Below are 18,792 nucleotides of genomic sequence, written 5' to 3'. Positions count from 1 at the left end.
CGCCACCCCCTCCCCCTCCCCCTCCCCGGCACCGGCGACGATGCCGCAGTTGGCCCTCAACAGCAGCGCCAGGTCCGCGGAGGCGAAATCGGCCCGCAGCCGCCCTGCGGCCTTGGCCCGCCGTACCACCTCCGCGAAGCCCCGCTCGGCCCGCTCCCGTGTGCGCTCGTAGTCGACCGCGTCGGGGAACGCGGTGAGGAAGGCGTCGGTGAACCCGCGGTCGGCGACCTGCATCGCGCACACCTTCTCGATCGCCCCGCAGAACCCGTGCCAGGGATCGGGGTCGGCCAGCGCCTCGTCCACGACCGACGCGCACGCCGCCAGCTCGTCCGCGAACACCTCGGTGATCAGTGACTCGCGTGACGGGAAACGCCGGTAGAGGGTGGCCACGCCGACCCCGGCGCGCCGCGCGATCGCCACCATCGGCACGTCCAGACCGCGTCTGGCGAACGTCTCCCGCGCGGCCTCCAGGATGCGCGCCCGATTGTGCCGCGCGTCGGCCCGCATTTCCCTGGCGGGCGCCAACTGAGAGCGAGGAATGGGCATCTTTCTCACATTAGCCTAAATGGAGAGCCCCGTCCGTTTAGCGGGCTAGCGTCGTCCACATGGAGACGAACGAGATGCGCGCGGCCCTGTTCGACCGGTACGGACCGCCGGAGGTCCTGTACGTGGGCACGGTGCCGAAGCCGGTCCCCGCCCCCGGCCAGGTGCTGGTGCGGGTGCACGCCGTCAGCGTGAACGGCGGCGAGGTGCACGGCCGGACGGGCCGGCTGCGCCTGGTGACCGGGCTGATGCAGCGGGGCTTCCCGAAACGGGTCGGGATCGACCTCACCGGCGAGATCGTCGCCCTGGGGGCCGGGGTGACCGGCCCCCGGGTCGGCGACCGGGTGTGGGGCACGCTGGGCCGCACGTTCGGAAGCGCCGCCGAGTACGTGGCGATCCACCCCCGCCGCCTGTCCAAGGCTCCGGCGTCCGTCGATCTGGTGGCGGCCGCGGCGCTTCCGGCGGGCACGACGGCCATCACGGCGCTGCGCGACCAGGCCGGGCTCAGGCCGGGCGACCGGCTGCTCGTCCGCGGCGGCAGCGGTGGGGTGGGCGCTGTCGCGGTGCAGCTGGGCAGGGTGCTCGGCGCCCACGTCACCGCCCTCGCCGGGGCACGCAACCTCGACCTCGTCCGCGACCTCGGCGCGCACGAGGCGCATGACTACGCCACCGTCGGTCCGGCGGAGCTGGGCAGGTTCGACGTGATCCTGGACACTGCCGGCACCGAGCACGCCGCCTTCCGCCGCCTGCTGACACCGTCCGGCCGCATGGTGGCGATCGCCTTCGATCCGCGCAGGATCGCGGGGTCCGTGGCGTACATCGCCGCCTCGGCCGTCCACGGCCGGCGGCGCGTGCGCTTCTTCAGCGGCAACCCCACCACCCGGCTCCTCACCGACCTCGCCCGGTACGTGGACGGCAGCGCCATCCGCCCGGTCGTGGACACGGTCTTCCCGCTCGACGACATCGCCGCGGCGCACCGCACGTTGGAGGCGGGCGGCGTACGCGGCAAGGTCGTCGTGCGCATCACCTGAGAGCCGTACCGGCCCCTGCCTCCTCCAGAGCGCGGAAGGAGATCCGGGTCGCGGCCAGGTCGGGATCGCGGACGTGCTTCTTCGCCTCGGACTCCGGAACCACCCGCCGGTGCCGCACCTCGAACTCCGGCGCCCACTCCCCGAGCCGGACCTCCGCACGCCAGTAGGAGCGGACGAGGACCAGGCCGAGCTCGCGCCCGCGCACGCATTCGCTGCGGGCATACCCGAGCAGCCGGCTGCCGATGACCGTGACGCACGCTTCTTCGAGCATCTCCCGGCGCAGGGTCTCCTCGATGGTCTCCGTTCCTTCGGGCCGCCCGGCGGGGAAACCCCAGTGCTCACCGTCATGGCTGATGAGGACCAGCTCATCGGCGGCCGTCACGCAGATGCCGGCGGCTCCGTGAGACCTGCCTGCCGGCGGGTCGTCGGCCGGGTGCCAGGACACCTGCCAGTCCTGGCCGTTCGAACGCACGGGCATCCGCTCCCCGTCACGGGCAGGGACGACAGCTGCCATACGACTCTCCCCGGACACGTCTGATCGCTTCCAGACATTCAAGACGACATTCGGGTCGCTCGGCAGCCTGTTTTCCAGCGGCCTCCCGCCCGGTGACGCACACCACACGGTCACAGCGTCACAGGATCCCGGGGAGCGGAGTCTCCATGGACAACACGGACACATCACCCGCCCAGCACGAAAGGAAGCCCCACCCATGAACGAGCACACGTCACAGCCGAAGGTGGCCCTGATCACCGGCGCGAACAAGGGAATCGGCCGCGCGGTCGCCGAACTGCTGGCCGCACAGAAGGTGACCGTCCTGGTCGGCGCCCGTGACGCGGGCCGCGGCGAGGAGACCGCGGCGGCGATCCGCGCCACGGGAGGCGACGCGCACGCGCTCCAACTGGACGTCACCGAACCCTCCACCGCCCAGGCGGCCGCCTCCTGGATCGACGACCGCTTCGGCCGTCTGGACGTGCTGGTCAACAACGCCGGCATCACCGGATCGGGCCAGGCCGCACCCCAGGACGCCCTCGACCGCGTCCCCAGCGCCGTGGACGTGGAGCTGGTCCGCGAGGTGTTCGAGACCAACGTCCTCGGAGTGATCAACGTGACCAACGCGGTGCTCCCGCTGCTGCGGCGATCCCCCGCCGCCCGGATCGTCAACCTCTCCAGCCACGCCGCTTCGCTGGCGCTGACCGCCGAGGTCGACGGGCCCTTGTCGGGGCTGCCGTCAGCGGCCTACTCGCCGTCCAAGGCCGCGCTGAACGCGCTGACCCTGCAGTACGCGAACGAGCTGCGCAAGGAGAACATCCTGGTCAACGCCGCCGCCCCGGGTTACGTCGACACCGACATCAACGGTCACAGCGGCTTCCTGACGCCGGCGCAGGGCGCGGCCCTGGTGGTGCGCCTGGCCACCCTCGGCGAGGACGGCCCGACCGGCGGATTCTTCAGCGAGGACGGCCCACTGCCCTGGTGACGATCCGGCGAGAGGACCCGGCCGACGACCGTCCGAACCGGTCACAACCGGGCGGTCGTCGCCATGGTGACAGCGGTCAGCGCGGCGAGCAGGGCCCAGGCGGGCGCGAAGCTGCCGGTCAGGTCCGTGAGCAGGCCGAGCACGGGCGGCGCCAGGACGACCGCCACCTGGTTGACGGCCATGGCCAGGCCGAGGGCGAATCCGGTGTGGTCCGGCGGCGCCGATTCGGCGGCGTAGGCGACCCAGGGGCCGTACCAGCCGATTCCGAAGAAGCCGAGCCAGACGAACAGCAGGCAGGCCGCGACAGGGGATCGGCCGACGGGGGTGGCCAGCAGCGTCATCCCGGTGATCACGGCGGCCAGGCAGGTCAGGACGCAGGCGTAGCGGCCGGACCTGTGCCGGTCGCTCCACGCCGCCAGGCAGACGCGGCCCAGCGCGCCCGCGCACTGGACCGCGACGTAGACCAGGGCCGCCGAGGCGGCGGCCATGGACGCCACCTCGTGCAGGTACAGCACGGTGAGAACGCCCACGCCGCTGTGCACCGACACCATGCTCGTGCCGGACAAGACGATCTTCTTCAGGTACGGTTCGCGCAGCAGTTCCAGCCGCACGCGGGACGCGGCCGGCACCGGACGCCGGTCCGGCGGGCGGCGGTGGAAGGCCATGAAGACGACGGCACCCGACAATGCGACGAGCGCGCCGGCCACGAGCGTCGACCGCCAGCCGAAGCTCGTCGCCAGTGCGGGAAGCGCGAACGCGGCGAGGACGCCGCCGAGCGGAAGCCCCGCCTGACGAATGCCCATGGCCAAACCCCGCTTCGAAGCATCGAACCAGGACGCCACCGACTTACTGCCGCCCGGCTGAATGGCGCTGTACCCGGCACCGACGACCAGCAGGACGACGAGCAAGGAGACGTACCCCGGAGCCGCGCTGCCGGCGGCCAGCGCGGCGGCGACCACGAGAGCGCCGATCCCGACGACCCAGCGCTCGTCGTGGCGGTCCAGCAGCCGTCCCGCCACGAGCAGCCCGGCCAGCGGGAGCAGCTGAGCCGCCGACTGCAGCAGGCCCAGCTGGGTCGTGTTCAGCCTCAGGTCCCGTTGCAGGTGGATGCTCATCGCGCCGATGCCCTGCACGAAGAACGCGGCCGCGGCCTGTGTGAAAGTCGCGATCCCCAGAATGATCCAGCGGTATCGCGACGTCCTCACGGCTTCCAGCACAGCAGGGGGTCGGGGTGGTCGGCGAAGCCGAGTCGCCGGTAGAGCGGTTCCGCCTCGCGGGAGGCGGTGAGATCGACCCGTACGGCGTCCCGGTCGCGGAACCAGTCGAGCAGACCGAGCATGATCGCCCGGCTGTGCCCACGCGCCGGTACGACGGGTCGGTGACCATGCCGATGACGTGGCCGATCCTCCCGTTGCGGGAGTGGGGGCCGGGGAACCACTGTTCGATCGTGCCGATGCCGCAGGCGGCCAGGCCGGTGTCGCCGTCCACGACCAGGATCCGGCAGTCGGGTTCGGCCAGCTTCTGCCTGAAGACCCGGGCGAGCGCGTCGCGCCAGTCGTCATCGGCGTCCGCGGGGTGGAAGAAGTCGCCGCCGAGGTCGTCGAAGAGCAGCGCCCTCAGGCGGACGAGTTCCGGAACATCCTGCTCCGTTGCTGTTCGCGTCATGACGTACAGGCTGATGTAATGACCTTGTGCACCTCAACCCTTACGGCGCGGACGTGGTGAACTTCGCCGCGGAACTGGCGAACCGCCCACCGGCGAGCGCCGAGGAACTCGCCCACCGCTGCCGCACGGCCGGTCTGGTGCTGGAACGCCCGGTCGAACCGTCGGATCTCGACCAGACCCTCGCCGTCATCGCCGCCTGGACGAACGTCGTCGACGCCACGGGCGAGCGCGAGAAGGCCGAGCTGGTCAACGAGATGCTGGCCCGGTCGGCCGCCTACCCCCGGCTGACCGACCACGCCCATGGCTGGCACCTGCACTATCGCGACGACCTGCAGCCGCTCGGCGCGGTGCTGTTCGCCCTCATCTCGGTCGGCACGGCGATGCACCTCGTCAGCCGGGGCATGGACCGGCTCGGACGGTGTGCCGCCGCCGGTTGCGACACGATCTTCGCGGACACCTCACGCACCGCATGTCAGCGCTACTGCTCCCCCTCCTGCGCCAACAGAGACGCGGTACGCCGCCACCGCGCCCGTCACTCCACGCCTGCCGGCTGACCGCCCGGCAGGCGAGCGCAACCGCCGCTCCGGCGAGGGCCCCTCTTCCGTACGAGTGAGCCCCCACGACTGCCCCAGCCGGCTTGAGCCACTGCGGAGGCGGCGCCGAGCGCCCTCACCCGGTCACCTCAACCGGCTGAACCAACGCCGCCCCTCCTCACCGACCGGGATGCGGCGCAAGGCGGCCGAGTCGCGGGTCCTGGCGTTCGTTGCGAGGTCGTGGCGCGCTCAGCGCCCTGCTGGCGCACGTCTTCGACCGCCGCCCTGATGAGCCCCTCCTCTCGGCCGCCGACCTCCTGAACTCTGACGAACCCAAAAAGTCAGTCACCTGACTAACTAGAGGGAGTACGACCATGCTAGGTTCTCATTAGTCAGTCAGCCAACTAACTGTCAGATCGAGGTATTCATCGTGATCGTCATCACCGGAGCCACCGGAAATGTCGGCCGCACGCTGGTCCGCATCCTCGCGGAGCAGGGCCATGAGGTGACCGCCGTCTCCCGCCGCATCACCAACGGCGACGTGCCGCCCGGCGTCCGCACGGTCGCCGCCGACCTCTCCCAATCGTCCGCCGGCATGCCTTCCGCGGCGGATGCGGTCTTCCTCCTCGTCGGCGGGGACCTGATGATGGCCGGCGACCCCGCTCGGGTCGTCGCCCAGTTCGCGGACGCCGGAAAGATCGTCCTGCTCTCTTCCCAGGGAGTGGCCACCCGCCCGGACTCCATGTCACACGGGCAGGCCTTCGCCGCCTTCGAACAGGTCGTCATGGAGTCCGGCACCGACTGGACCATCCTGCGCCCCGGCGGCTTCGCCTCCAACGCCTACGCCTGGGCCTCGTCCGTCAAGGCGAGCCGCACGATCGCCGCACCCTTCGGCGAGGTCGGCCTCCCGGTCATCGACCCCGACGACATCGCCGCCGTGGCCGCCGCCGCCCTGACCCAGCCGGGCCACACGAAGGCGATCTACGAACTGACCGGCCCCACGCCGACCACCCCACGCCAGCGCGCGGCCGCCATCGGGGACGCCATCGGCGAGCCCGTCGCCTTCATCGACCAGACCCGGGAAGAGGCCCTCGCCCAGATGCTCACCTTCATGCCCGCCCCGGTGGCCGACACCACCCTCGACATTCTCGGCACCCCGACCCTGCGCGAGCAGACCGTCAGCCCGGATGTCCAGAAGATCCTCGGCCGCGCCCCCGCCACCTTCGCCGACTGGGCCCACCGCAACGCCGCAGCCTTCCGCTGACGGCCTGAACCTGTGAGCTCCGAGGACACGGCTGTGGGCTCGTCGGCCGTGGTGATTTCGTCCCACTTGCCGGTCGGAGTACGCCGGGCACCCCAACCGGCTCATGATCAACGGCCGGCCATCTCCTTCACCAGAGCCTCATCGGATTCCGCGGCTACGAGGGTGCAAGGTGCGATCGCGCTGCCGGCCTTGGCCAGCCAAGTGCCGAGAGACCAGGCCGTTCCCGGGTAGTTGCCCGGCCGGAACTCCAGCACCAGCGTCTCGCCCTGGCGGATGTAACTCGGGGAGATCACGAAGGTGTCCTGGCCGATCGGCCTGGTGGCGTCCCGGGAGCGCCAGTTCTCCGGCTTGTCGAACTCCTTGCGCTCCTGGTCGGTCATGTTCTTGGGGTTCGGCGAATCATAGGCCAGGTCCGCGCCGGCGAAGCGGCCAGGGGCGCACTGCTTGTTCGCTTCCGTGAACGTCACATCGGCCACGATTCCCTCATCCCTGAGCTTGGCCTCCAGCCCTTCCGGGTCCCGGAACTCTCTGACCGTCACCTGGACGGTGCCGTCGGACCTCGTCACCACGGCGTACGCCACGCTCTGTGATCCGGACACCACCGGCACCGCGATCAGCGCGGCGGCGGCGATGCCCGCGGCCGTCGCTCCTGCCAGCAGGCGTCGGCGCAACGGGGAAGGACCGTGCCGCGCGGCCGCCGCGCTGATCGCCGGGGACGGGTAGGCGCGCTCCGGCTCGGCAGCGCGCCTGCCGGGCAGCCAGGACGCGCGGCGGCGCGCGGGCGGCGTCGCGACGATCTCCTCCAGAAGCTCGTGCACACCCTGGCTCAGGACTGCGTCGTCGTGATCGGCGGCCGGGTCGATGGCGGCCAGCATGCGGTCGATCTTGTTCATCGATTTTCTCCTCTCAGCGGGGTCATCACAGGGATCCCATCCGTCGTGCCGAGCAACCGGGCCAGTCGCTTACGTGCCTTGTGCAGCCGGAGCCGGGCGGCGGTACTGCTGCAGCCCAGCACCATGGCGATCTGGGGGCCCGTCAGCCCCTCCCACGAGGCCAGGGCCAGCACCTCCCGGTCGGCGGGATTCAGAGCAGCGAAAGCGGCGCGAATCGCCTCAGCTCGCGGATCGGCGGACGCGCTTTCCCGTCGGACGGCCAGTTCGCCGCGGAGCCGCGCGGCCAGCGCACTGCGGCGCGACTCCCCACGCCGGTGATTGGCCAGAACACGGCGGGCCGCGCCGTACAGCCACAGCAGGGCGGCGTCCCCGTCTGGAACGTCGTCCAGCCGCCGCCATGCAGCGAGAAAGGTCTCCGCGATCACATCGGCGGCGTCGTCGACCGAATCAGTACGACGGAGCGCATAGCGATGCACTGCTTGATAGCAGGAGCGGTAGAGCGCGTCGAAACGATCTCGCGTGCCGCAGGACACGCGCGGATCTTGCACAGCTGTCTCCTTGTCGAAGAGTGGCGGAACATCTCACTAGATGTCCGGCATCTCCGCCAGTGTTTCCCGCCCTGCTCACACGCACAGAAGGGGCATTCGACCACTGACCAGGACTCGTCGCTCGAGCCATCCAGCAGCCCTGTAGTCCCAGAGGGAAAGCTGGAGGACGAGGAGTCACCGGTCACACGTCAACCTCGACAGCACGCTGCCGAACAGCATGGCCCGGTGCTCTGCCCGGCAAGGCGGCAGCGACCAAAACACCAGCGTCACCGAGACCGTCCACCGTCGCTGACTTATTGCGTGTGGCCCCTCACGTCCCGCATTCGGACGTCGCCGTCACCGTCTCCGGTGACGACGACCACTCTTCCATCCACATGTCCGATCGCCACGTTCCCAACCCAGTTGGCGTATCTCATCCGTCCGCCCAGCGGTTCGTGCGTGCTGAGATCCCAGATCCGCACGGCGCCTCCGCCGTCTTCGTCGTCACCACCACCGGCGAAGACGACTGGCTGGCCATCAACCTCTCCAACCACCACTGTCCTGACCCCGTAAGTGAGCCCCGTCGGTATCGGCACACCGATGAGTTGGTGGGTGGTCAGGTCCCACACCCGCAAGTTGTCGTCGTCGCTGGAGACGGCGACCTGCCTGCCGTCCACCCGCCCAAGTGCGACCACCCCGACACCGGTACCGCTGACTATTGGATCGCCCATCTGCTTGCGGGTGGCCAGGTCCCATATACGTGTCGTACCGTCAACGCTGCCGGTGACGGCAACTGCTCGACCGTTCACCTCTCCAAGCGCCAAGGTCAGGACGAGGTCGGTGTGTCCGACCAACGGTTCGCCGACAGGCTCATGCGTGGCCAGGTCCCACACCCGCACAGGCAACTTCTGGGAGGCGTCGCCCCAATCTCCCGCAGCGACCACGACGGCTCGACCGTTCACCTCCCCGACTGCCACCGCATCGACGCGGTCAGTGTTACTGAGCCTCATCGGTTCGCCCACGAGTTCGCGTGTGGTCAGATCCCAAACCCGAACAGCGTCGTCGTGGCCGCCTGTGACAGCCACCGGCCGACCAGCCACTTCCCCGAGCGCCAGCGTCACGACACCAACCGGGTGAGCGACGATCGGTTCGCCGATGCGGTCGCCTGTGGTCAGGTCCCACACCCGTAGGGTGGTGTCGTCGTAGCCACTACCAGCGCTTACGGCGACCGGCCGGCCTTCCAGCTCCCCAACCGCCATCGCCACGACAGGGTCGTCATGATGCCCCAGCAGACGCGAGGAAGGCCACACAGCGACGGTCAACGCTGCCACAAGTGCCAGCGCGACAATCCACGGGAGGTCTCGAAAGAATGGTGACCGCCTCGATACGACCGACGTACCGACGCTCCTGCTGACAGGGATCGTGTAGCCATCAGCCTGGCGACCTACAGTGCCAGGCCAAGTAAACGGGACAGATTGGTCGTCCGCCAGGGGACCGCTCGCGCCTGCCTGCCCGAACCAAGTCCGGACGCGCGTGGATCCTCCAGGCCCATCCGCACCAGATCAGACACCGCTCACCGTCCTTGTGGCCGGCTCCTGCCTCGGGAGCGGCCGGAGGAGTCATGCGATCACAGATGGCCGAGAGTAACGGGGCAGGTCCCAATGCGCCAGATCATGCGAGCGGCTCAAACGTTCCGGAGCTGAGCTCGGAGAGACGATCAGTACCTGGTCACCCAGCAACGCGAAAGGCCGCCTCCCACAATGGGGAAGCGGCCTTTGACCTGGGTGGAGATGAGGGGATTCGAACCCCTGACCCCTTCGATGCGAACGAAGTGCGCTACCGGACTGCGCTACATCCCCAAGGACTCGACCAGATTAGCAAACTCCCAAGGGTCCTCGCGCCATCCTCTCAGTCCCCCACCGCCCGTTTGGGTGGTTCGGCGTACTGGTCGAACAGGACGTCGGCGTGCAGCGCGGTCAGGTCGATCACCTCGGCCTCCACCTCGGCCGCCGCCCGGCGCCGCTCGCGGGCCCGTCGCAGCCGCTCAGAGCGCGCCTGGAGCGCCCGCTCGCGGCGTTCGCGATCCACCTGTACGGCGATCCGCAGAAAGGCCATGTACGACAGCATGACGACCACGGACGGAGCCACACCCCACCACGGGATCATCTCGACCCCGGCCGTGACCACCGAGGCGAGCACGAGCAGCGCGGTGAAGAACAACAACCTCCGGCGGCGCGCTACGATGATCGCCCTACGCCGAAACCGGAACTGCCGGACATCGACCTTCTCGACCTCCGGCGCGTCCTCGTCGCCGAGGGTGGCGTCGAGGTTGTCCAGGTCGGGCAGGGCGTGCTCGCCGGTGTAGTGCTCTTCGAGTTCGGCCAGCTCCTGGAGGTTCGTCTTGTCCCGGCGCAACCACATCGGGATCAGGACGCACAGCCACATCACCACAATGGCGACATAGAGGAAGACGCTGCTCACGACCACCTCCGGGCAGCACGAAAGCGCGTCTGTGCTCGTCGCGCCTTCATTGTGCTCACGTCACGCACCGTAAGACCGTGTGTCACTGATTGACGAGCATTCGGTGCGGTGTGTCGCGAGATCGTCAAACCTCTTCGATCGGAGAACCGCCGTGAGCGGCCGCCTCACGGGCGCGCCGCCACTGTACGAGCAGGCCGCCGGGGACGTCCTCGACGGTCAGCGCGTAGCAGATGTGGTCGCGCCAGGCCCCGTCGATGTGGAGTTGGCGACGCCGAATGCCTTCTTCCCTGAACCCGAGCTTCTCCACCACCCTACGGCTGGCCTGGTTCTCAGGACGGATGTTCGCCTCTAGCCGATGCAATCCGGTGGTGAAAAAGCAATGATCGACGGCCAGGGCCAGGGCGGTGGGGATGATGGCCCGCCCGGCCAGCGCGCCGTCCACCCAGTAACCGACCTGGGCGGAACGGGCAGATCCCCACACGATGGCCCCCACGGTGAGCTGCCCGGCGAAGCGGCCGCCGTAGGTGACCACCCACGGCAGCGCCAGCCCCTGCCTGGCCTCGCGGCGCAGGGTGCCGACCATGGAGATGTACGGGCCGAGCCCCGTCCTGAACAGCGGGGTCTCGGGGTTGCTCGGTTCCCAGGGACGCAGCCAGTCGGCGTTGCGCAACCTGGTCTCGCGCCAGACGCGTACGTCGCTCAGCCGCAGCGGCCGCAGGCCTACCGGGCCCTCGTTCAGAATCGCCGGCCAGCCACGAAGTCGATCCACGCCTCTCATCATCCCCCCATCGGGCTCGATGTCGCCACGGATCATCGATCGGCAGACCGAAACCTGGTCAGCGGGGGTGGTCGCCGCCCTTCATCTGCTCGACGGCGTGCCGCAGGACGGGGGCGAGCACCGCCACCCCATCCCGGACGCCTCCGGACGAGCCGGGCAGATTCACGATCAACGTGTCACCCGCCTGACCGGCCAGCCCCCGGGACAGGACCGACGTGGGCACCTTGTCGCGATTCGCCAGGCGAATGGCCTCCGCTATACCGGGAATTTCCCTGGTGATCACGCGGGCGGTCATCTCCGGCGTCAGGTCGAGGGGTGTGAGCCCGGTGCCGCCGGTGGTGACGATCACGTCGTAACCCCGCGCGACGCCGTCCCGCAGCGCCGCCTCGACCGCGTCGCCGTCGGGGACGACCACAGGCCCCGAGACCTCGCAGCCGGCGTCGGACGCCAGCAGCTCGGCCAGCAACGGCCCTGACTTGTCGGCATAAATCCCGGCGGACGCGCGGTTCGACACGGTCACCACGAGCGCCCTGATCACGTGGCTTCCCTGGTCCACAGACCGGTCTTGCCGCCCACCTTCTCCTCCACCCGGACATCGGTGATCACGGCGGCCGGATCGACCGCCTTGACCATGTCGATCAGCGCCAGCGCGGCCACGGTGACGGCGGTCAGCGCCTCCATCTCCACCCCGGTGCGGTCGGCCGTCCGCACCCGGGCGGTGATCGCCACGCCCCAGTCCTCGACGTCGAGCACGACCTTGACGCCGTGCAACGCGATCGGGTGGCAGAGCGGGACGAGGTCGGGCGTGCGTTTCGCCCCCATGATCCCGGCGATCCTGGCCACCCCCAGCGCGTCGCCCTTGGGCACCTCGCCCGACCGCAGCAGCGCCACCACGTCGGACGACAGCAGCACCCGCCCGGACGCCGTCGCGCTACGGGCCGAGACGTCCTTGGCCGAGACGTCGACCATGCGCGCCGCGCCCGTCTCGTCGAGATGCGTGAACTCGCTCAAATCCGGATCACCTCCACCTCGGACCCGCCGGGCACCTCGGTCACGTCCTCCGGCACCACGATCAGCGCGTTCGCCGAGGCCAGGGCCGCGAGCTGGTGGGAGCCCTGCCCGTGGACCGGCGCGACCGTGCCGTCGGAGGACAGCACGCCGCGCAGGTACGAGCGCCGGCCCGACGGCGAGCGCAGCGCCGCGGTGACGTAGGCGGTCACCGGGGCCGTGTCGGTGGGCAGGCCGCGCATCTTGTCGAGCGCGGGGCGGACGAACAGCATGAACGACACGAAGGAGGACACCGGGTTGCCCGGCAGGGCGAAGATCGGCACCCGGTCGTCGCCCAGGACGCCGAACCCCTGCGGCATGCCGGGCTGCATCGCGACCTTCTCGAACCGGACCGTGCCGAGCGGCGACAGCGCCTCCTTGACGGGCTCGTAGGCCCCCATGGAGACCCCGCCGCTGGTGATGATCGCGTCGGCGCGCACCAGGTGGGTGTCGAGCTGGTCGAGCAGCACGGCGGGATCGTCACCGACGGACCCCGCACGGAACCCCTCGGCGCCCGCCTCGCGGACCGCGGCCGTCAGGGTGAAGCTGTTGGAGTCCCAGATCTGCCCGCGGTTCAGCGGCGCCCCCGGCTCGACCAGCTCGGCGCCGGTCGAGATGACGACGACGCGCGGCTGCGGACGCACCCACACGCGCCGCCGGCCCACACCGGCGATGATCCCGAGCTGGGCCGGCCCGATCACCGTGCCGGCCTTGAGCACCACCTCGCCCGCCTGGACGTCCTCGCCCGCCCGGCGAATCGCGTTACCGACCGGGACATCCCGATTGATCCGGACGGAGACCGTGCCGCCGTCCGTCCACTCCACCGGTACGACGGAGTCCGCCCCGGCCGGCATCGGCGCCCCGGTCATGATGCGGACGGCATGCCCGGGGCCCACCGCCCGCAGCTCGTCGGAGCCGGCGGCGACGTCGTCGATCACCGGCAGCGTGCCGGGGACGTCCTCGGCCCTGACCGCGTAGCCGTCCATCGCGGAGTTGTCGAACGGCGGCAGCGGCACCGGCGAGGAGACGTCCTCGGCCAGCGTCGTGCCTAGCGCCCGCTCCAGCTCCAGCTCCAGAGGCGCCAGCGGACGCACAGTGGCCAGGATCTCGGCCAGATGCGCGTCAACCGATCTCATCGAGGAACTCCCGCAGCCACGGCACGAACTCCGGCGCCAGATCCTCGCGATCGGCGGCGAACTTCACCACCGTGCGCAGATAGTCGAGCTTGTCGCCGGTGTCGTACCGCCGCCCGCGGAACAGCACGCCGTGCACCGGCCCGCCCTGCTCGGAGCCGCGGCCGGCCAGCGTGCGCAGCGCGTCGGTGAGCTGGATCTCGTTGCCGCGCCCCGGCGGGGTGTTCTCCAGGACCTCGAAAATGGCGGGATCGAGCACGTATCGCCCGATGACCGCCCATGTGGAGGGCGCCTCGTCCACCGGCGGCTTCTCCACCAGGTCGGTCACGCGCACGACGTCGTCCTCGACGGTGCCGGCGATGGTGGCCACGCCGTAGAGCGAGACCTGCTCCCTCGGCACCTCCATCAGCGCCACCACGCTGCCGCCGAACGTGTCACGCACCTCGATCATGCGCTTGAGCAGCTGGTCGCGGTAGTCGATCAGGTCGTCACCGAGCAGGCAGGCGAACGGGTGGTCGCCGACGTGCTGCTTGGCGCACAGCACCGCGTGCCCGAGCCCCTTCGGCTCGCCCTGCCGCACGTAGTGCAGCGTGGCGAGCGAGGCAGGCTCGCGGACCTGGGACAACCGTTGCTCGTCGCCCTTGGCCTCCAGGGCCTCTTCCAGCTCGAACGCGCGGTCGAAGTGGTCTTCGATGGACCGCTTGTTCTTGCCGGTGACCATGAGGACGTCGAGGAGCCCGGCGGAGGCCGCCTCCTCGACGACATACTGGATCGCGGGCTTGTCGACGATGGGCAACATCTCTTTGGGTGTCGCCTTGGTCGCCGGGAGGAACCGGGTGCCCAGACCCGCGGCGGGCACGACGGCTTTCGTCACAGGGTCGAAGTCAGCCATGAGTAGACCCTAGTGGAGGTACCTGTGGACAAGCTGAACCTGCGTCGCCGACTGCTCGCGGCGCGTACCGCTCTCCCCCCCGAACAACTGCGGGCAAACGCCACCAAGGTTCGCGAGACGCTGCTCGAACAGCCGTGGGTCCAGATGGCCGGTCTGGTGGCCTGCTACTGGTCGGCGGGGCCGGAGCCGGAGACGCACGGTCTCGTGTTCGCTCTGTGGAAACACGGCGCGACGGTGATCCTTCCGGTGCTGAAAGAGGACAATGACCTGGATTGGGCGGTCTACGACGGCCCGGACACGCTCGCCCCTGGCCGCTTCGGCATCATGGAACCGGTCGACACGCGCCGGGGCGTCGACGCCGTCCGCACGGCCGCGCTGGTGATCGTGCCCGCCCTCGCGGTCGACCGCCGCACGGGGGTGCGGCTCGGCCGCGGCGGCGGTTCGTACGACCGCGCGCTGGCCAGGGTGGGGCCCAACGTCCCCACGGTGGCCCTGCTGCACGACGGCGAGCTGATCGACGACGTGCCCGCCGAGCCGCACGACCACCGGGTCCGTTTTGCGATGACCCCGCGCGGACTCACTAGGCTTATGTGACCGAAGGGACGAGAGGGGGCTGGATGACGCTTGATGTCTGGCTCCTGATCGGCGCCGGAATTGTCATCGCGGCCATCGCGTCCGTACGCATCGCACATCGCAGCGGCCTGCCCAGCCTCCTCCTCTTCCTGGCCCTCGGCCTGGTTCTGGGGGCCTCGGGGTTCGGCGCCAAGCTGGAGAGCCCGCAGGCCGTCCAGCAGATCGGCCTGATCGCGCTGGCGGTGATCCTGGCCGAGGGCGGTCTGACCACGACCTGGTCGCACGTCCGCAAATCGGTGCCTCTCGCCCTGATCCTGGCCACCGTCGGCGTGACGGTGAGCATCGTGGTCGTGGCGCTGGCCGTCCAGGGGCTGCTCGGCATGGATCCGACCGCGGCGCTGGTCCTCGGCGCCGTGCTGGCCTCGACGGACGCTGCCGCCGTCTTCTCGGTGCTGCGCAGGTTGCCGCTCCCGACCCGGTTGGCGGGGGTTCTGGAGGCGGAGTCCGGATTCAACGACGCCCCCACGGTGATCGCCGTCGTCCTGCTCAGCGGGGCGTCCCGGCGGCCGGCGTCCGTGGGAACGTTCCTGCTGGAGACGGCCATCGAGCTGGTCATCGGCGCGGCCGTGGGCCTCGCGGTCGGACCGGCGGGCGCGTACGCGCTGCGCCGCGTCGCCCTCCCCGCCTCCGGCCTCTACCCGATCGCCGTGCTCGCCCTCACCTTCGTCTCGTACGGCGGCGCGGTGCTGCTGCACGGCTCCGGCTTCCTGGCCGTCTACCTCACGGCCCTCATCCTGGGCAATTCGCGCCTGCCCCACCGCGCCGCGACCAGAGGGTTCGCCGAGGGCGCGGCGTGGCTGGCGCAGATCGGGCTGTTCGTCATGCTCGGGCTGCTGGCCAGCCCCAAGGAACTGCCGTCGGCCATCGTGCCGGGCGTGATCGCCGGGTCCGTGCTGGTGATGGTGGCCCGCCCGCTGTCGGTGCTGGTCAGCTCGACCGTGGCCCGGGCGTTGCGGCTGGATCGGGTGAGCTGGCGCGACCAGGCGTTCCTGTCGTGGGCGGGGCTGCGCGGCGCGATCCCCATCGTGCTGGCGACCATCCCGTGGGCGTCCGGCGTGCAGGGCTCCAAGGAGATCTTCAACCAGGTCTTCGTGATCGTGATCGTGTTCACGCTGCTGCAGGGGCCCACACTGCCGTACGCGGCCCGGCTGCTCGGGGTGAGCGCGCCGGGCGAGGCGCACGACCTGGAGGTGGAGTCCGCGCCGCTGGAGGAGCTCAAGGCGGACCTGCTCCAGGTCAAGGTGCCGGTCGGGTCGCGCCTGCACGGCGTGGAGGTCTTCGAGCTGCGCCTGCCCGCCGGAGCGGCCGTCACGCTCGTGGTCCGCGACGGCAAATCGTTCGTACCGGACAACAGCACCCGCGTCCGGGCCGACGACCAGCTCCTGGTGGTCACCACGGCCGCCTGCCGTGACCAGGTCGAACGCCGCCTGCGCGCGGTGAGCCGCAGCGGCAAGCTGGCCGGTTGGTACGGGGAGCGGGGGTTGGAATAGGTGTTTGGCCCAATCGGTTAGCATTAGCAGTCGCATCGCTCGAGTGCCAGAACGTATAAGGAGGAGCGCGTGCCGACCTACCAGTACGCCTGCAACGACTGCGGCGAGCAGCTCGAAGTCGTGCAGAAGTTCACCGACGATGCGCTGACGGTGTGCCCCAACTGTCAGGGCAACCTGCGGAAGGTGTTCTCCGCCGTCGGCATCGTGTTCAAGGGTTCGGGCTTCTACCGCACCGACAACCGCTCGTCCTCGACGTCCTCCGCCTCTTCGACCACCCCGTCGAAGCCGGCCGAGAGCAAGTCGAGCGAGTCGTCGTCCGCGTCGTCCTCGTCGTCGTCCACCCCGGCGCCGGCGCCCGCCGCGGCTTCCAACTAGGCGCGTCACCCCGCCCGTACGGGCGGGGGCCTCATCGAGGCCGGTCGGCGTACGCACCGAGCAGTTCCGGCGCGATGCGATCGACGAGCCGCGTCAGCTGTGGATCGGGCCCCCAGTCGGCAACGAGCCTGCTCAGCCCCTCGCGTGAGCAGCGCACGAGCCCCAGGGCCGCCCGGTCCCCCTTCGGCGTGAGCCGCAGCCGCTCGCCGTCCTCAGAACGTTCCACGAGCCCCTCGTCCACCAGCCGGTCGACGTGGGGCCGTCCGTGCGCCCTGCTCACCTTGGCGCACTCGGCCAGTTCGCCCGCGCCGACCCAGCCCTTGCCGTTGAGCCTGGCGAGCACCCACACCCCTTGCGGCGCGAGGCCGCTCAGCCCGGCCAGCGCCCCCAGCCTTTCGTAGTAACCCCTGCGCAGGTCGGCGTCGGCGAGCCGCATGAGCCCCCGTTCGACCTCCTCCAGCGACGACCGCTCGGCCGACGTGGCGCCCAGCCCCTCGCCCAGGTCCGCCGCCTTGGTGGTCTCCCTGAGCCGCGTCTGCGGGATGAACCAGCTCAGCGCGAACGCGCCGAACATCACCGGCGCGGCCACCCGGAAGACGGTGGCGATGGCGTCGGCGTACACATGGAGGAACTGACCGGCCAGCGCGGGAGGCAGCCGCTGGATGACGGTCGGGTCGCGCTGGATCCTGGACGGGTCGAACCCCGCCGGCAACCGGGCCCTGGCCAGCACCTCCCGCAGACCGCCGTTGAGCGTGCCGGTGAAGACCGCCCCCAGCGTGGCGACCCCGAAGGAGCCGCCGATCGACCGGAAGAACGTCGCCCCCGAGGTGGCCACGCCGAGGTCCTTGAAGTCGACGGCGTTCTGCACGACGATCACCAGCACCTGCATGGTCATCCCGAGCCCGACGCCGAGCACCAGCAGGTAGCCGCCCATCGTCAGCAGGCTGCTGCGCTCACTCAGCCCGGACAGCAGGAACAGCCCCGCCGTCGCCACGGCCGTGCCCGCGATGGGCAGGAAGCGGTATCTGCCGGTCTTCGAGATCACCAGCCCGCTGACGATCGACATCGTGAGCATCCCGGCCATCATCGGCAGCAGGTACACCCCGGACAAGGTGGGACTCACCCCATGCACGACCTGCAGGAACAGCGGCAGGTACGTGAGCGCCCCGAACATCGCGAACCCCACCACGAACCCCACCGCGGACGACATCGCGAACGCCCGCACCCGGAATAGCCCCAGCGGCAGCACCGGCTCGGCGGCCCGCCGCTCGACGGCCACCCACGCCGCGACCAGCGCCGCCGCCCCCAGCGCCAGGCCGGCGATGACCGGGCTCGCCCAGGGATAGGTCGTGCCGCCCCAGGTCGTGATGAGCACCAGGCACGAGGTCGCGCCGCCGAGCAGCACCACCCCGGCGTAGTCGATGCGATGGCTGGTGCGCGTGTCGTCGCCGGGCAGCGCCGCCGCGATCACACCCAGGGCGATCGCGCCCAGGGGAAGGTTGACGTAGAACACCCAGTGCCAGGACAGATGGTCGACGAACAGCCCGCCGAGCAGCGGCCCCACGATGCTGCTGACGGCGAAGACGGCGCCGAAGAAGCCCTGGTAGCGCCCTCGTTCGCGGGCCGAGACCACGTCGCCCACGATCGCCTGCGCGAGCACCATGAGCCCGCCGCCGCCCAGCCCCTGGATCGACCGGAACCCGATCAGCTCCCCCATGTTCCGGCTCAGCCCGCACAGGGCCGATCCGAGGAGGAAGATGATGATCGCGGCGATGAAGAGCCTTTTGCGGCCGTACTGGTCGCCCAGTTTGCCCCACAACGGCGTGGAGACGGTCGAGGCGAGCATGTAGCCCGTCACCACCCAGGAGAGCTGCTCCAGCCCGCCCAGGTCGCTCACGATCGTCGGCAGGGCCGTGGAGACTATGGTCTGGTCGAGGGAGGCCAGCAGCATGCCGAGCATCAGCGCGAGGATGATGAGGCCCAGCCCTTTTTGCCGCATGCGGCGATCCTACTCTTCGTACTGGTGTGCGTA

Annotated in this window: 22 protein-coding genes and 1 tRNA gene; 8 read left to right on the top strand and 15 right to left on the bottom strand. The window is 70.2% G+C overall.

The features are described 5' to 3' along the window. Nucleotides 1-546 (bottom strand): TetR/AcrR family transcriptional regulator (locus ACWEJ6_RS42415; RefSeq protein ID WP_452431213.1); only part of this gene is annotated, 546 nt, incomplete at its 3' end. Nucleotides 547-605: 59 nt separating this feature from the next. Here ACWEJ6_RS42415 and ACWEJ6_RS42410 point away from each other — a divergent pair. Then, complete coding sequence (locus tag ACWEJ6_RS42410; RefSeq protein ID WP_452431212.1) at nucleotides 606-1,574, top strand: NAD(P)-dependent alcohol dehydrogenase; 969 nt, start codon at nucleotides 606-608, stop codon at nucleotides 1,572-1,574. On the opposite strand, the gene ACWEJ6_RS42405 is transcribed toward ACWEJ6_RS42410, so the two are convergent. Then, nucleotides 1,567-2,088: an NUDIX hydrolase gene (locus ACWEJ6_RS42405; RefSeq protein ID WP_452431211.1), complete on the bottom strand. Its 522-nt coding sequence runs from the start codon at nucleotides 2,086-2,088 to the stop codon at nucleotides 1,567-1,569. The genes ACWEJ6_RS42410 and ACWEJ6_RS42405 overlap by 8 nt on opposite strands. 196 nt (nucleotides 2,089-2,284) lie before the next feature. Here ACWEJ6_RS42405 and ACWEJ6_RS42400 point away from each other — a divergent pair, with 196 nt between their 5' ends. Then, nucleotides 2,285-3,049, top strand: a complete 765-nt coding sequence (locus ACWEJ6_RS42400) for an SDR family oxidoreductase (RefSeq protein WP_452431210.1) — start codon at nucleotides 2,285-2,287, stop codon at nucleotides 3,047-3,049. A gap of 41 nt (nucleotides 3,050-3,090) precedes the next feature. Here ACWEJ6_RS42400 and ACWEJ6_RS42395 read toward each other — a convergent pair whose 3' ends face one another. Together ACWEJ6_RS42395 and ACWEJ6_RS42390 are read right to left on the bottom strand one after the other, a co-directional pair. Next, nucleotides 3,091-4,254 carry an MFS transporter gene (locus ACWEJ6_RS42395; RefSeq protein WP_452431209.1) on the bottom strand — a complete coding sequence of 388 codons (1,164 nt, stop codon included), beginning with the start codon at nucleotides 4,252-4,254 and terminating at the stop codon, nucleotides 3,091-3,093. Then, the gene (locus tag ACWEJ6_RS42390; protein ID WP_452431208.1) at nucleotides 4,251-4,388 is read right to left on the bottom strand and encodes a hypothetical protein; all 138 of its coding nucleotides are present in this window, start codon (nucleotides 4,386-4,388) and stop codon (nucleotides 4,251-4,253) included. The genes ACWEJ6_RS42395 and ACWEJ6_RS42390 overlap by 4 nt, the downstream gene beginning before the upstream one ends. 56 nt (nucleotides 4,389-4,444) lie before the next feature. Here ACWEJ6_RS42390 and ACWEJ6_RS42385 point away from each other — a divergent pair, with 56 nt between their 5' ends. The 3 genes from ACWEJ6_RS42385 (at nucleotide 4,445) to ACWEJ6_RS42375 (ending at nucleotide 6,511) form a co-directional block, all read left to right on the top strand. Beyond that, a complete protein-coding gene (locus ACWEJ6_RS42385; RefSeq protein WP_452431207.1) occupies nucleotides 4,445-4,774 on the top strand; it encodes a hypothetical protein in 330 nt (109 codons plus the stop codon). Then, nucleotides 4,741-5,268: a CGNR zinc finger domain-containing protein gene (locus tag ACWEJ6_RS42380; protein WP_452431206.1), complete on the top strand. Its 528-nt coding sequence runs from the start codon at nucleotides 4,741-4,743 to the stop codon at nucleotides 5,266-5,268. The genes ACWEJ6_RS42385 and ACWEJ6_RS42380 overlap by 34 nt, the downstream gene beginning before the upstream one ends. A 409-nt stretch (nucleotides 5,269-5,677) precedes the next feature. Further along, a complete protein-coding gene (locus ACWEJ6_RS42375; protein ID WP_452431205.1) occupies nucleotides 5,678-6,511 on the top strand; it encodes an SDR family oxidoreductase in 834 nt (277 codons plus the stop codon). A 107-nt stretch (nucleotides 6,512-6,618) separates the two neighbouring features. Here ACWEJ6_RS42375 and ACWEJ6_RS42370 read toward each other — a convergent pair whose 3' ends face one another. The 10 genes from ACWEJ6_RS42370 to galU all read right to left on the bottom strand — a co-directional run bounded on the left by ACWEJ6_RS42370 (nucleotide 6,619) and on the right by galU (nucleotide 14,262). Beyond that, nucleotides 6,619-7,404: a hypothetical protein gene (locus ACWEJ6_RS42370; RefSeq protein WP_387676676.1), complete on the bottom strand. Its 786-nt coding sequence runs from the start codon at nucleotides 7,402-7,404 to the stop codon at nucleotides 6,619-6,621. After that, the gene (locus ACWEJ6_RS42365) at nucleotides 7,401-7,952 is read right to left on the bottom strand and encodes an RNA polymerase sigma factor (RefSeq protein ID WP_452431204.1); all 552 of its coding nucleotides are present in this window, start codon (nucleotides 7,950-7,952) and stop codon (nucleotides 7,401-7,403) included. Before ACWEJ6_RS42365 ends, ACWEJ6_RS42370 begins: the two co-directional genes overlap by 4 nt. 293 nt (nucleotides 7,953-8,245) lie before the next feature. Continuing rightward, a complete protein-coding gene (locus tag ACWEJ6_RS42360) occupies nucleotides 8,246-9,190 on the bottom strand; it encodes a WD40 repeat domain-containing protein (RefSeq protein WP_452431203.1) in 945 nt (314 codons plus the stop codon). Nucleotides 9,191-9,716: 526 nt separating this feature from the next. After that, a tRNA-Ala gene (locus ACWEJ6_RS42355) sits at nucleotides 9,717-9,790 on the bottom strand. Nucleotides 9,791-9,839: 49 nt separating this feature from the next. Next, entirely contained in the window at nucleotides 9,840-10,412 is a 573-nt protein-coding gene (gene sepX, locus ACWEJ6_RS42350) for a divisome protein SepX/GlpR (RefSeq protein WP_452431202.1), read from the bottom strand. Nucleotides 10,413-10,536: 124 nt separating this feature from the next. Continuing rightward, entirely contained in the window at nucleotides 10,537-11,190 is a 654-nt protein-coding gene (locus ACWEJ6_RS42345; protein WP_352366396.1) for a GNAT family N-acetyltransferase, read from the bottom strand. Between the two features lie 58 nt (nucleotides 11,191-11,248). Next, nucleotides 11,249-11,728 carry a MogA/MoaB family molybdenum cofactor biosynthesis protein gene (locus tag ACWEJ6_RS42340; protein WP_452431201.1) on the bottom strand — a complete coding sequence of 160 codons (480 nt, stop codon included), beginning with the start codon at nucleotides 11,726-11,728 and terminating at the stop codon, nucleotides 11,249-11,251. After that, nucleotides 11,725-12,201, bottom strand: a complete 477-nt coding sequence (moaC, locus tag ACWEJ6_RS42335) for a cyclic pyranopterin monophosphate synthase MoaC (RefSeq protein WP_387683263.1) — start codon at nucleotides 12,199-12,201, stop codon at nucleotides 11,725-11,727. Before moaC ends, ACWEJ6_RS42340 begins: the two co-directional genes overlap by 4 nt. Beyond that, nucleotides 12,198-13,373, bottom strand: coding sequence for a molybdotransferase-like divisome protein Glp (glp, locus tag ACWEJ6_RS42330; protein WP_364341110.1), 1,176 nt, complete (start codon nucleotides 13,371-13,373; stop codon nucleotides 12,198-12,200). Before glp ends, moaC begins: the two co-directional genes overlap by 4 nt. Next, the gene (galU, locus tag ACWEJ6_RS42325; protein ID WP_364341108.1) at nucleotides 13,360-14,262 is read right to left on the bottom strand and encodes a UTP--glucose-1-phosphate uridylyltransferase GalU; all 903 of its coding nucleotides are present in this window, start codon (nucleotides 14,260-14,262) and stop codon (nucleotides 13,360-13,362) included. The genes glp and galU overlap by 14 nt, the downstream gene beginning before the upstream one ends. Before the next feature lie 24 nt (nucleotides 14,263-14,286). Here galU and ACWEJ6_RS42320 point away from each other — a divergent pair, with 24 nt between their 5' ends. From ACWEJ6_RS42320 to ACWEJ6_RS42310, 3 genes are all read left to right on the top strand, one after another. Continuing rightward, on the top strand, nucleotides 14,287-14,856 hold the full coding sequence (locus ACWEJ6_RS42320) for a 5-formyltetrahydrofolate cyclo-ligase (RefSeq protein WP_452431200.1): 570 nt from the start codon (nucleotides 14,287-14,289) through the stop codon (nucleotides 14,854-14,856). A 23-nt stretch (nucleotides 14,857-14,879) separates the two neighbouring features. Continuing rightward, nucleotides 14,880-16,385 (top strand): potassium/proton antiporter, encoded by a 1,506-nt coding sequence (locus ACWEJ6_RS42315; RefSeq protein ID WP_352366383.1) that lies wholly within the window; start codon nucleotides 14,880-14,882, stop codon nucleotides 16,383-16,385. Between the two features lie 69 nt (nucleotides 16,386-16,454). Beyond that, a complete protein-coding gene (locus ACWEJ6_RS42310) occupies nucleotides 16,455-16,760 on the top strand; it encodes an FmdB family zinc ribbon protein (RefSeq protein WP_352366385.1) in 306 nt (101 codons plus the stop codon). Nucleotides 16,761-16,791: 31 nt separating this feature from the next. Here the strand turns inward: ACWEJ6_RS42310 and ACWEJ6_RS42305 are convergent, their stop codons facing one another. Then, nucleotides 16,792-18,759: an MFS transporter gene (locus tag ACWEJ6_RS42305; protein ID WP_452431199.1), complete on the bottom strand. Its 1,968-nt coding sequence runs from the start codon at nucleotides 18,757-18,759 to the stop codon at nucleotides 16,792-16,794. Nucleotides 18,760-18,792: the final 33 nt, after the last annotated feature.

The organism is Nonomuraea sp. NPDC004702 (genome assembly GCF_053601695.1).
Note: the sequence above shows the minus strand (reverse complement) of the source record. Positions and strands in the feature narration are given on the sequence as shown.

Bases quoted from the DNA above. Each gene is read 5' to 3' on its own strand.
- glp (WP_364341110.1), bottom strand. From the start codon at position 13,373: ATGAGATCGGTTGACGCGCATCTGGCCGAGATCCTGGCCACTGTGCGT.
- ACWEJ6_RS42305 (WP_452431199.1), bottom strand. From the start codon at position 18,759: ATGCGGCAAAAAGGGCTGGGCCTCATCATCCTCGCGCTGATGCTCGGC.
- ACWEJ6_RS42390 (WP_452431208.1), bottom strand. From the start codon at position 4,388: ATGCTCGGTCTGCTCGACTGGTTCCGCGACCGGGACGCCGTACGGGTC.
- galU (WP_364341108.1), bottom strand. From the start codon at position 14,262: ATGGCTGACTTCGACCCTGTGACGAAAGCCGTCGTGCCCGCCGCGGGT.
- ACWEJ6_RS42370 (WP_387676676.1), bottom strand. From the start codon at position 7,404: ATGAACAAGATCGACCGCATGCTGGCCGCCATCGACCCGGCCGCCGAT.
- ACWEJ6_RS42315 (WP_352366383.1), top strand. From the start codon at position 14,880: ATGACGCTTGATGTCTGGCTCCTGATCGGCGCCGGAATTGTCATCGCG.
- ACWEJ6_RS42405 (WP_452431211.1), bottom strand. From the start codon at position 2,088: ATGGCAGCTGTCGTCCCTGCCCGTGACGGGGAGCGGATGCCCGTGCGT.
- ACWEJ6_RS42360 (WP_452431203.1), bottom strand. From the start codon at position 9,190: ATGGCGGTTGGGGAGCTGGAAGGCCGGCCGGTCGCCGTAAGCGCTGGT.
- ACWEJ6_RS42410 (WP_452431212.1), top strand. From the start codon at position 606: ATGGAGACGAACGAGATGCGCGCGGCCCTGTTCGACCGGTACGGACCG.
- ACWEJ6_RS42400 (WP_452431210.1), top strand. From the start codon at position 2,285: ATGAACGAGCACACGTCACAGCCGAAGGTGGCCCTGATCACCGGCGCG.
- ACWEJ6_RS42345 (WP_352366396.1), bottom strand. From the start codon at position 11,190: ATGAGAGGCGTGGATCGACTTCGTGGCTGGCCGGCGATTCTGAACGAG.